This window comes from Pseudomonas sp. CFII68, assembly GCF_000416195.1.
Taxonomy (GTDB): Bacteria; Pseudomonadota; Gammaproteobacteria; order Pseudomonadales; family Pseudomonadaceae; genus Aquipseudomonas; species Aquipseudomonas kilonensis.
In genome coordinates this window covers 15,208-26,764 of record NZ_ATLN01000040.1, presented here as the reverse complement: position 1 = coordinate 26,764, position 11,557 = coordinate 15,208, and the positions used below count along the sequence as shown (strand labels likewise).

9 protein-coding genes and 1 pseudogene are annotated in these 11,557 nt (G+C 58.4%); 8 read left to right on the top strand and 2 right to left on the bottom strand.

What is annotated here, in order from left to right; translation table 11 throughout:
• The first annotated feature begins 3 nt into the window (after positions 1-3).
• The gene (locus tag CFII68_RS19555; protein WP_018603853.1) at positions 4-1,812 is read left to right on the top strand and encodes a hypothetical protein; all 1,809 of its coding nucleotides are present in this window, start codon (positions 4-6) and stop codon (positions 1,810-1,812) included.
• Positions 1,813-1,844: 32 nt separating this feature from the next.
• Entirely contained in the window at positions 1,845-2,900 is a 1,056-nt protein-coding gene (locus CFII68_RS19560) for a hypothetical protein (protein ID WP_018603851.1), read from the top strand.
• 72 nt (positions 2,901-2,972) lie between these two features.
• Here CFII68_RS19560 and CFII68_RS27400 read toward each other — a convergent pair.
• Positions 2,973-3,068 (bottom strand): annotated as a pseudogene (locus tag CFII68_RS27400) (SDR family oxidoreductase); the annotation flags it as partial.
• A gap of 454 nt (positions 3,069-3,522) precedes the next feature.
• On the opposite strand from CFII68_RS27400, the gene CFII68_RS19570 reads away from it, so the two are divergent.
• Entirely contained in the window at positions 3,523-3,882 is a 360-nt protein-coding gene (locus CFII68_RS19570; protein WP_018603848.1) for a DUF6124 family protein, read from the top strand.
• 294 nt (positions 3,883-4,176) lie between these two features.
• On the opposite strand, the gene CFII68_RS19575 is transcribed toward CFII68_RS19570, so the two are convergent.
• The gene (locus CFII68_RS19575) at positions 4,177-4,773 is read right to left on the bottom strand and encodes a TetR/AcrR family transcriptional regulator (protein ID WP_024619328.1); all 597 of its coding nucleotides are present in this window, start codon (positions 4,771-4,773) and stop codon (positions 4,177-4,179) included.
• A 511-nt stretch (positions 4,774-5,284) separates the two neighbouring features.
• On the opposite strand from CFII68_RS19575, the gene CFII68_RS19580 reads away from it, so the two are divergent.
• The 5 genes from CFII68_RS19580 to CFII68_RS19600 all read left to right on the top strand — a co-directional run bounded on the left by CFII68_RS19580 (position 5,285) and on the right by CFII68_RS19600 (position 11,487).
• Entirely contained in the window at positions 5,285-6,298 is a 1,014-nt protein-coding gene (locus CFII68_RS19580; protein WP_014338495.1) for an SDR family oxidoreductase, read from the top strand.
• Between the two features lie 81 nt (positions 6,299-6,379).
• Complete coding sequence (locus CFII68_RS19585; protein ID WP_018603842.1) at positions 6,380-7,900, top strand: class I adenylate-forming enzyme family protein; 1,521 nt, start codon at positions 6,380-6,382, stop codon at positions 7,898-7,900.
• Positions 7,890-8,501: an HAD-IB family hydrolase gene (locus CFII68_RS19590; protein WP_018603840.1), complete on the top strand. Its 612-nt coding sequence runs from the start codon at positions 7,890-7,892 to the stop codon at positions 8,499-8,501. The genes CFII68_RS19585 and CFII68_RS19590 overlap by 11 nt, the downstream gene beginning before the upstream one ends.
• Before the next feature lie 3 nt (positions 8,502-8,504).
• On the top strand, positions 8,505-10,268 hold the full coding sequence (locus CFII68_RS19595) for an FAD-dependent monooxygenase (RefSeq protein ID WP_018603838.1): 1,764 nt from the start codon (positions 8,505-8,507) through the stop codon (positions 10,266-10,268).
• A gap of 118 nt (positions 10,269-10,386) precedes the next feature.
• Positions 10,387-11,487, top strand: a complete 1,101-nt coding sequence (locus CFII68_RS19600; RefSeq protein ID WP_018603836.1) for a phosphopantetheine-binding protein — start codon at positions 10,387-10,389, stop codon at positions 11,485-11,487.
• The last annotated feature ends 70 nt before the right edge of the window (positions 11,488-11,557 follow it).

The following is an 11,557-nucleotide window of genomic DNA, read 5'->3' as shown; positions in this document are numbered from 1 at the left end:
CTCATGAGCATCCTGAACGGACCACGGCTGAACTTCTGGGGCGGCATCCGCACCGACGTCAGCCTGCCGAACAACTCCCCGACCATTCCTTACGATGGCAACGATGACTGGCCGCTCTTCGACCTGACCACCTCGACCCTGGCACCGGGCGCCGAGTCCTACTCCGATGACCAGTTGAACAACATGATCAATGCTCCCACCGGCGACTACTACACCGCCGGTGGCTGGAATCACTACGGGCAACATGTCGTCGACATGCAGAACGCCCTGATCAGCTCCCAGGGCATCCCCGGCAGCATCAACACCACCGGCGACCTGGTGGGCCAGGCCGTCTATTTGCTCGGTTCGGTGGACCCGGTGACCGGCCAGGGGCCCGTTTCCGGCCCGATGATGGTGGACCTGGACCCCACCGCCTCGACGACCACCCAAATCTTCGTCGGTGGCCTGCAGATCGGTGGCAACGACAACATCCAACTGCTGATCCGCAGCAACACCGTGTGCAGCAGTTTCGACGTGGCGGGACGTGTGCTGCTGCCGAAAAAAATGGACGCGCCGGGCTCTTTCCACGCCAGCGGCACCTTTCAACTGACCTTTCCCTTGAGCAGCATTGTCAGTTGGAACCAGAACAGCAGCGGCCTGCGCTCGATCATCCAGGCACCGGGGGCGACGGGCATCGTCCTGCGTTTCGTCATGTTCGAAATGTGCCCGACGATGACCACCGAACAACTGGACGCCGACTACGCCGCCGGCAAGTACACGCCCAACCCGAGCATCGGCCGGGTCATCGGCACACTGGCCCCGGCCTTCGCCGACGAGCCGCTGAACTGCCAGCCGGGCCGGCAGCTGGTCAACCAGAGTACCGGCAATGCCGGCTATGCCGACCTGGACAACACCGGTTACCTGAGCATCGACATGGTGAACGTCATTCCGAAGGAAACCTTCCGGGCCGTCAGGGACGACATCACCAGCCCGATCGGCCCCAACGCCGATTACGGGACCGTGACCATCAGCGCCGGCGCCACCACCCTGACGACCCTGGAGCCGACCAGCCGCTTTTTATTCGACTACTACGTGTATGGCGGCATCGTCGACCTGCCCCTGACCGCCGACCAGCTACAGGCAGTACGCACCTCTGCCTTGGCGATCAACGCACCGGGCAAGGTCGCCGGGACCACGTTGCAGGCCACCGAGTCGACCTATCGGATCTATGCCGACCAGCGCAACGTCTATCTGGAGGACTACCCCAACGGCCTGTCGATCACCTTGCAGGTCAGGTACCTGGGCGGAGCGGTCCCCAGTACGACCGAAATCGGCCTGCAAGCGGCGGCTCCCGCTGTCTACGATCAACCACAATACTGGGACTTCCTCGACTTCCCGGATTCGTTGACCGTCGGCAGTGGCGAGCTGTCTGTCAGCTTTCCCGTCACCGTCAAGCCGGGCAGCGCCGCCCAGGCCGGTTTCGTCGCCCTGACCTGCACGGCCAACGGCCTCGACAGCAGCGCCTACTTCACCAACTTTCGCAAGTACGCCCAGACCGACTTCGGCATTCCCCAGGGCACCACCATCACCTGGCCGCTGATGTACCCCAACGTGCTGCGCTTTCACTACCTGGCGTTCCCCGCCATGTCGCGCTATATCCCGCTGAATCAGCCCGATGCAATCAAGGGTGCCAAGAACCCCATCCTCGCCCGCACCTCGGATGCCTACAAAGGCACCACGCTGTTCATGCCGGTGGTGCGCTCGATGTCGCCCTGCCAACGGGCGTTGCTGCGGGCCTATCTCACCGGTGAACCGTGGCAACCGCCGCGATGACCGTATCCCCTGCTCATTCACGGAGAGAGCCTATGCCCGTTCCCCTTCAGATCCCCGCACACCCCGGGGAAAGCCTGCGCCCCAGCACCTTTGTCGCCGAGGACCTGCTGAACCCTCGCGGCCTCTGCCTGCAAGCCGACGGCAGCCTGCTGCTCACCGAAGCAGGCTCGGGGTTGCCCGACCAACCCTTCAGCGGCCGTATCAGTCGACTGCGACCGGATCCGCAGCGGCCCGGCGCCTACCTGCCCCGCGAAACCCTGGCGCAAGGGTTTCGCGCCATGAACATGCAGGCGCGCATGCTGCGTGATGAAATCATGGGGGTGTCGGACATCGCCTGCGGTGACGGACGCTGCCTGGTCAGCCAGACCGATTATGTCGCCGGTTCCAAACTGCTGGACCTGCAATTCACACCGCCCGAACCGGTCTTTCATAGCCGTGGCAACCTGAATGCGCTGTGCTACCACCCGACCCGCGGCAGTTGGCTGGCCGTCAAGCCCGATACTAATCAGTTGGTGGAGTTCGTCACAGGCCAGGAAGAGCGCGTGCTGGCCCAACTGCCCGAACTGGATCAAGGCCAGGAAGCCGTTCCCGTGACCCTGGTGTACGAACCGGCGACAGACGCCGTGCTGATCAGCCTGTTCTCGGGCGAGCTGCACGGCGACCCGAACCGCAAGGGCATCGACTTTGCCGAGAAGGCCGGCCAGGTGATCCGGGTCTGGCCCGCCAGTGCCAGGATCGACATCCTGATTTGCGGCCTGCAACTGCCCACCGGGCTGGCGCTGCGCCCCAACGGCCAACTGCTGGTGCTGGAACTCTGCGAGCGCCTGCAACAACCGCTACTCCCCGACTGGAACGGCGAACCCCTGCATGGCGGCTTTACCCGGTTCAGTGGACGACTGCTGAGCTGCGACTTGCAAACCGCCCAGGTCACGGTGCTCGCCCGCGACCTGGATACCCCTTCCAACCTGTGCCTGTTACCCGACGCGGTACTGGTCAGCGAAGGCATGGGGCTGGTCGGGCGGCCACTGCCTACGCCAGATGAAGGCGTGGTGCCGTTAAGTGGCAGACTTCGTCGGGTGCAACTCTGAACAAACGCTCAAGGCCACAGGCAAAAAAAACGGCGCTTACCCTTCATGGGGTAGGTGCCGTTTTTCCTTGACTCAGCCAGCGGTGACCGTCATGCCACCGTCCGCCATGACCACCGAACCGACGATAAAGCTGGCACGGTCCGACGCCAGGAACGCAACCACCTTGGAGAAGGGACCGCAACGGAAGCAGCCTTGAGCGGCTATACCGGCGCCGTGGGCGACACTGGCAGCGATGCGTTCAGGGTTCCCCCTTTTAACGGCAGGCATCGAGCCTTACAGACAAATGCCCCGTAACAAGAAGCGCTAGTCCTGAGGCTACGTCGCCTTGCGCCTTTGCCTACAACTAAGCCAGAATCCGCCCGCTTGTGCGCTTTGGCGCGGGACTCTATGGTTATCTGGTCGCTGAAAATCAGCGGTCGGGTTTAGCAGCCTGAATCCCTAGACGCACAGTGCTCCACATTGTTGAGCAGGTCTTAATGCCTGCCATGTAATGGCGGTTGTGCGTGGGAGACCTTCGGGTCTGCCGGCTTCTAGGGGTCCGGTCTGCTAACCCGCGTACAGTCGCCACCCTCTTCGTTTAGCAGCGATGTCTGGCGGCTCCATTACCCCTAGGAGCGTCATCATGTTCAAAGCCACACCCAATCCACCGGAATCAGACCCCACCTCTTCCTACTCAAGCCTCGATCCGGAAAAATTCCACGAAGCCACCGAGCGGGCGCTCGATTATTACTTGAAGCCGGAACAGGCCAAACCCAAGAAAGAGTCGCGAGCAGCTCAGCTCTTGACCGTCGTGGAGGGGATTGATAGCGAAAGCCTGCTCGCCAACCTCAGCGAAAACCTGGCCTCCGCCAACGCCATGATCAGCGACTTGGCATTCGATCTTGAGGGTTCTCGCCGGCATGTTGCGATGGGTATCCTGCAAGTGATTGAGGTGAGTGAGCTGCTGGCGAATCGGGCGTTGGATATCGCAGATCCACGTTAACAACTCCCCCCAAACCGAAAGGGCTGGCTGGCACTTGTAAACGCCTCAACTACAAGGCCGTCCGCTCGCCCCATGCAAACTGACCCACCGCTTTCGCGAGCAAGCTCGCTCCCACAGGGGATCTGGGGTGTTTATGAACGTTGCATTCAGCGCTGGACCATGTGGGAGCGAGCTTGCTCGCGATGACGGTTGTACGGTCAATATCGATTCATCGGACCGTCGATCCAGGCAGCGGTATTAGCGAACCAGATGCTGGAGGTCCGTCGCCGGCTTGTCAGCAAGGATGGCGGAGGACTACAGAGGCTCTGCGGTCTGGATGAGCGAGTTCAACACCAGCTTGATTTCAACAGCCGGGTCTTTATGCCCTTGCAATATCAGGCCTTCCGCCAGGGCGGTGAAGGTCTTGGCAAGCGCGGCGTAGGCCAGGGGCGGCTTCTTGCCAGCATGATTGAATATGATGGTAATCAACTTGCCCAAGGCCTCGCTGTTTTCCTCATGCAAGTCGTAGTAATGCGGCGAGAACTCTTCATCGCGCAGGGCGATCAATTGCAACTCGGCATCGAGGATCGCACAGCGGGTATTGTTCTTCAGCGTATCGATATAGGTATTCAAGCCGTGGCTCAACTGCTCCGCCGAGTATCCCGATGCCAGGGTCGTACTCAATCGGTCGATCTCAACTCGCTTGAAGCGTTGAGTCAATTGCAGCAGCAAGTCCGATTTACTTGAAAAATTTGAAAAAAAGGCGCCTTTGGAAAAGCCGGCCTCCTCGGCAATAACGTTGACGCTGGCGGCATGAAAGCCTCTTCGGATCATCAGCTCAGTGGCTGTGTCGAACAATCTGTCTCTTGTTACTTGCTGGCTCTCTTCTCGACCTAGTCTCTTTTTAATCACGCCCTCGGCTCCTTTGGCCAAACAAAATATCTACGTGTAACTGGATGCAACGAATCGACGCCTCACTGTACGGAACCCGTTCTCGCCATCATATCTTATACGCGCCTTGTTCAATCATTTACATTTTAACTTTCAAAAACCGCCATGTATGTGCCATGTAGTTGGAGCAACCGGCAGGGCACGCTAGATGAGCCGGTGGCCACAGTTTTTGCCGGTGTACAGGCGAATTGAAATTTTCGTTTGCCCCCACTCGATAAGTCCCTGACGTGGTGTCGGGCGACTCAAACCGGATATTTTTCTGTCCGACACCCCACGCTGAAACGTGAAAAAACAGGCATGAAGCCCGGTTCAGAGCGTTCAGTTCGTCAGTCCGACGAAATACCACTTGATTTTCAGATACCGGATGGTTTTTACTTGCGCCGTTGGTGGAGCCCAACGCCTGATCAGGGCATCGAGTCAGTGATACGGGTCTCGATGCGATGGCAGGTCACCTCACAGGAGCGGGATTTTAATGGAATATGCCTTCGTTACAGGCGCTACTGGCCTGCTCGGGAATAATGTCGTTCGTGCGCTACTAAAACGAAACATCAAAGTAAAAGCGCTGGTTCGTTCTGTAGAGAAAGCCCGAAAACAGTTCGGCAACCTGCCCGTGGAGTTGGTCGAAGGCGACATGCTCAATGTCGATGCTTTCGCCCATGCCCTGCAAGGGTGTGACGCCCTGTTTCATACGGCCGCCTATTTCCGCGACAGTTACAAAGGCGGGAAACATTGGCAAAAACTGTATGACACCAATGTGACCGGCACCGAGCGTTTGTTGCAAGCCGCTTATGACGCCGGCATCCGTCGTGCAGTCCATACCTCTTCCATTGCCGTGTTGAAGGGCAATCGGGATCAAGTGATCGATGAAACCATGTCTCGCAGTGAGTTGGAGGCTGACGATTACTACTTGAGCAAAATATTGTCCGAACAGAAGGTCCAGCAATTCCTGGCGCAGCACCCGGACATGTTTATCGCCATGGTCCTGCCAGGGTGGATGTTCGGCCCCGGCGATATCGGCCCTACTTCGTCAGGACAGTTCCTGCTCGACTTTGTCGGACAAAAATTGCCCGGCGTACTCCCCGGAAGCTTTTCCGTTGTCGATGCCCGGGACGTCGCCGAGCATCAAATCGCGGCCATCAGTCGCGGCAGGTCCGGAGAACGTTACCTGGCCGCCGGCAATCACATGGACATGAAGAGCATTTTCCAGGCGCTGTCCAGCGTCAGTGGCATAAAAGCCCCAGAGCGAAAAGTGCCTCTGTTCATGCTGCGAATCATCGCGCTTATCTATGAAGGTTACTACCGGATCACCAAAAAACCGGTGCTCATCAGTACCTCCACGGTCAAGCTCATGGAGCAAGAACAAGGCCGTACTCATTTCAGCCATAACAAAAGCTCACGGGAGTTGGAGTGCAAGTTCCGCCCTGTTGCTGAAACCCTGACCGATACCCTGGATTGGTATCGGAATAACAACTACACAGATGCTTAATTGAAACAATTCATATATAGCCTACCTCTGTAGTACTTTTTTTGACTAGCCATACACCCAAGGATTGAGAGAGGTTGGTAAATGAAAAGCCTTTCATATAAAGAAGGTTTTCTGCATCGCTTTGTCGGTTTTTCGGAATCGTTCCCCGAGCAAGTTGCTATTCGGCATCTGGACACGGAAGAAGATACCGTTACTTACCGAGAGTTGCACATCAAGGCTGAACAATGCAATGGCGCTCTTACAGCGCTTGGTGTATTGCCTGGCGACAAAGTAGCGCTGGTGCTGCCCAATGGGGTGGCATTTATCGCTTACTACTTGGCGATCATCGGGCGAGGCGCCATTCCGGTCATCCTCAACTACAAGTTGACCCCCTTCGAAATGGCCAATGTCGTCAGCCTCGCCAGGCCGACGCTCGTGGTCACGACCGAAGCGCTATGGGTGCAACACAGTGAGGTATTCCAGGCTGACAACGGTGTCAGGCACTCCCTGGTGCTGGACGGTGGGAGCGAGCCGTCATCGCCCCTGCCCGCCAACGCAACGGCCCTCTCTCAACTGCCTTGCCAGATCGAACCCTTGTTGTTGCCCGAGGGCAATCCGATCGTCTCGGTACAATTCACCTATCGTGGCATCGGTAGACCCCTGGCGGTTTCTCACCGTTATCTGGACCTGACGCAATCGAGCGACGGGCTGCATGAGCACTTTCATCTGCAAGGCGTCGGATCCGTTCATCTGGTGACGCTGCCGTTGTATGCCATCTTCGGCCTCTCCGTGATGATGGTGTTTCCTTTGAGCATTGGCGCCACCCTGCTGATGACCAACACCCTGCTCAATCGAGACCTCGCCGAAGTGCTGTCCGAGCATCAGGTCACCTTCGCCTGCCTGGTGCCCGACGTCATTCGCTACTTCAATACACGCCTGGCCAAGCGCAAAGGCGCGCTGTTGCCGCTGCACCCGCAGCTGATGATTTACTCGGGCGGCAGCCACCTGCCGGCCGATGAAGCCGAGAAGCTGGGGAAACTGCTGGGGTGCAATCCGGTGCTGCAAGGCTATGGGTTGACCGAAAGCATGCCGGTGATCGTCCAGAGCTCGATTGGCACGGTCCACCGTGGCGCCATGGGCCAGCCGATCAGCGGTGTGGAGCTGCGAGTCGTCGATGCCCAGGGCCAGGACGTGGCGCCTGGGCGCATCGGCGAATTGCTGATACGCGGCTCGATGGTGATCGACGGCTACAACGATGCCGAGGACACCAATGCGCGGTTCTTCCGCGATGGCTGGTTCCACAGCGGTGACCTGGTCTGGCGGGACGACGACGGGCATGTGTTTTTCTATTGCCAACGCCTGCGAATCTCGAAGATCAAGGCGCAGATGGTCGACCTGGTGGAAATCGAATCCGTCGCCCTCAAGCACCCTGACGTGCTGCGTGCCAAGGCCTATATCGTCCCGGACCACAAGGAAGTCAACGTGCTGCACCTGTGCGTCGAAGGGACCGGCGAGCTGACCCAGAACGCGCTGTCCACCCTGCTTTCGCGCGACCTATCGGGCTTCAAGCTGCCCAAGACCATCGAGATTATTTCTCTCAAGGAAGAGGCACATGCACGCTAACAGCACACAACCGGTCCTGGCCGTTTTCGACTTCGACGGCACATTGACCGACCGACACACGTTCTGGCGCTACATGCGCTATATCGTGGGCACCCGCTCGTTCTGGCTGCGGATCATTCCCCTGCTGCCCAAGATGCTCAGCGTGATCGTCGGCATCACCCCGCTGATGCAAGCACGGCTGGCCTTCATTGCCTGTTACCTGGGCGGCCTGTCGGTGGAGCAAGAGCGCGAGCATGCCAAGTATTTCATCAGCGAGCTGCTGCCGCTCTGGCTCAGGCCCGAGGCGATGCGGCGGCTGCAATGGCATCAGTCCATGGGGCACGTCACCGCGCTGGTGAGCAATTCGCCGGAAAACTACCTGATCCCCTGGGGCCAGGCCGCGGGTTTTGACTATGTGTGCGGCACCCGCCTGGCCACGGCAAAGAACAAGCTGACCGGCGGAATATCCGGTACCAACTGTGTAGAGCGAGAGAAAGTCACGCGGCTCAAGGGCTGCTTGAGCAACCTTGATGATTTTTACATTTATGCCTACGGCGATTCATCAGGCGACGATGCCCTGCTCAGCATTGCCAACTCTCCCTTCTACAGAAACTGGTACTGATCGATGAACACTCTGAGCACGTTGGCCCCCAAGCATTTCAAGCGACCTGGCAGCGCCCCGACCGTGATGATCGTCGGTGCCGGTCCTGTTGGCCTGTCCCTGGCAATCCTGTTGAAGAAATGGGGCGTGTCGTTCCGCATCATTGAAAGGAACGCCGGCCCCTCGACGGCGACCAAGGCGATGGCCATCCATTCCCGGACCCTGGAAATCTTTCGGGACCTGGGCGTTGCCGAGCAAGCCATCAGCGACGGCTTCACGATCAACCAGTTTTCGGTGCAGTCCAATGCCAAGCGGGTACTGAACTACAACTTCTCCTACCTGGATGCGCCCTATCCCCTGCTCCTGAGCCTGCCACAGCCGCAAACGGAGAAAATTCTCCTGGAGCGGCTCAAGGCGCTGGGTGCCGAGGTGGAGTGGAACACCGAACTGGTGGACATCGAAAACCTGCCGGGTTCGGTGAGCATGAAGCTCAAGCATGCCGACGGCACCGACGAACACTTCACCAGTCGTTGGGTGGCCGCGTGCGACGGTGCTCGCAGCAACATCAGAAAACGCCTGGACATGACCTTCGAAGGCTCGTCCTACGACCGCTTCTTCATGCTCGCCGATGCCGATATCGAGTGGTCCGGAAGCAAGGATGAGGGCGCATTCTTCCTGGGTGCGCAGGACGGTTATGTGGCCGTTGCACCGATCAGTGCTCAATCGCGTTATCGGCTGTTCATCGAAATGCCCTACAACCTGCCGCCAGAAGGCGAGCGCCCATCCTTGAGCCTGGAGAACTTCCAGCGCTTGTGCGAAGGGCGTGGGCAAAAGATGACGCTGTCCAACATTTCATCGACCACCATCGCCTCTTTCCAGCATCGCCGCGTGCAATCGATGCAGCAAGGCTCCGTGTTTCTGCTGGGGGACTCGGCGCATATCGGCAGCCCCATCGGTGGGCAATGGATGAACCTAGGGGTTTCCGAGGCCTACAACCTGGCCTGGAAAATGGCCTATGTCGATCAGGGCCTGGCGAACCCGTCCTTGCTCGACAGCTACAACGAAGAGCGCTACCCGGTTGCCCTGGAAGTCGAGAACACCGCCCACCGGCTGACGGGGCTGATTACAGTCCAACGTCGCGCCCTGGTGTGGCTGCGCGACAACGTCCTGCCGCTGTTGAGCAACCGTAAAAAGGCCCAGCGCAAACTGCCGTCGATGATTTCCGGTCATCAATATCACTATGAGAAAAGTGACTACATTCAAGAATCGCTGACGAAGAAGCAGCGCAAGAACTGGAGCAAGAAAGGGAAAAAACCCGAGTTCCAGACCGCACCGCCTCGCGCCGGGCAACTGGCGCCCGATGTCGAACTGTGGCAACTGCAAGGGATGCCAACAAAACGCTTGATCGACTTGTTCCACGGGACATTCACGCTGTTGATTTTCAGCGCGGCCGATCAGTTTTCGCCGTTGTTGCCAGGCTACTACACGCTGGCCAAGTCGGTGGAAAAGGACTACCCAGGCATCAAGGCCTACTGCGTGATCGACGCCCTGAGCGGCGCCGGCCTGCCGGCTTGGCACTCGACGTTGCTGGACCCCGATTGGCGGCTGCATAAGCGCTACCACGCCAAGGAAGGCACGATGATGCTGATTCGTCCTGACGGCTATATCGCTTTCCTCGGAGCCGATGCAATAACGCTGATGACATACCTGAACGTAAGGTCCGGGTTGCTCAAAGGCGCCAGAACAACAATATCTTGCGAGACCGAAGCAGTGGAACTCCAACTTTAAGTCGCTCCATGGCTACTGCCAGTTTGATTAATTGATATAAACAAGGCCCCGCCCTGGGCCATGATTTTTGATCTTTCTTACTTAAAGAAATATCGACCGACTTGGTTAGGAGAATCTTATGCGCTTGCAACTTAACGATGTTGTGCAGGAATTCATCGTGTCCAATGGGAAAATAGCCCATAGCTATTTCTCTCTTTCCGAAAAGATCATTGATTCACTGTGCGAATCCAATATCGCCAAAGAATCGATATTACTGCGACTCTTGGAACAGGCTGAAACGGTCACTGCGCATTATTTCAATGCTCATCAACAAGTCCTTGAAGGCGTTTATGCCAATGGGACCGAAGCTGCCGTCAACAAGAGTGTTCCCGTGCTGGAACCGGCTTATTCGAACCCGACCATACCGGCGCCGACGCCTGTCGTCGAAGCCGCCGCAGCCGTCGAAGAGACAAATGCACTCAGCTACGGGCAATGGTTGCGTGCGGAAATCAGCACGGTCACCGGCTTCCAGGCGCAACAGATCGACTTCGACCAGAGCTTCGAGAGCCTGGGGATCGATTCGCTGGGGCTGGTGGATATTTTCGAATCCCTGGCCCAGCACTTCCCGGAAAAGAAAGACCTGACCTCGCAGCTCTTCGACGCCCCTACCCCAACCGCTTTGCTGGCGCGGCTTGAAGCCGATCCGCAGGCGCCAGCGGTGGACGTCCAAGCGTGGGTATTCGAGCAATTGGCGACCATCACCGGCTTTACGGTCGAGCAGATCGACCCGACACAAAGCTATGAAAGCCTGGGCCTGGATTCGCTGGTGCAACTGGACTTCCTGGAGTCGGTAGTCGCCATGTGGCCTCAGCTCAAGGCCCACAGTTCCGAACTGGCCAACGCCAAGTTCCCGCAGGCAACCATCGCCCTGATTCAAGCCGCCCTGGCCGATCCCCAGCCGCAGGCGGTGCCTGGCGACGAGCCTTCACCGGCCACAACGAACACTCAAGGGCAGGAAGAAAACCTGCTGCTCAACGCCCTGTCTCCGTTGATCCCGGACGCCGCGCAGTCGATCGACATCCAGACGCCGTTCGCCCAACTGGGTCTCAACGGCTTTGCCCGAGAAGCGCTCTGCCAATCCATGGCGCAACAGTGCTCTGCCAGCGAGTTTGCCGGTGAAGCGCTGATGTCCCGTCGCACGCCGCAAGATGCCCTGTCGTTGCTCGCCAGGCTGAGCTGACCGGTAACGAGCGACAGGAATGGAATCCGGGTGATCGAACAGGTCACCCAGCTTTTTTGGCGATCAGGGA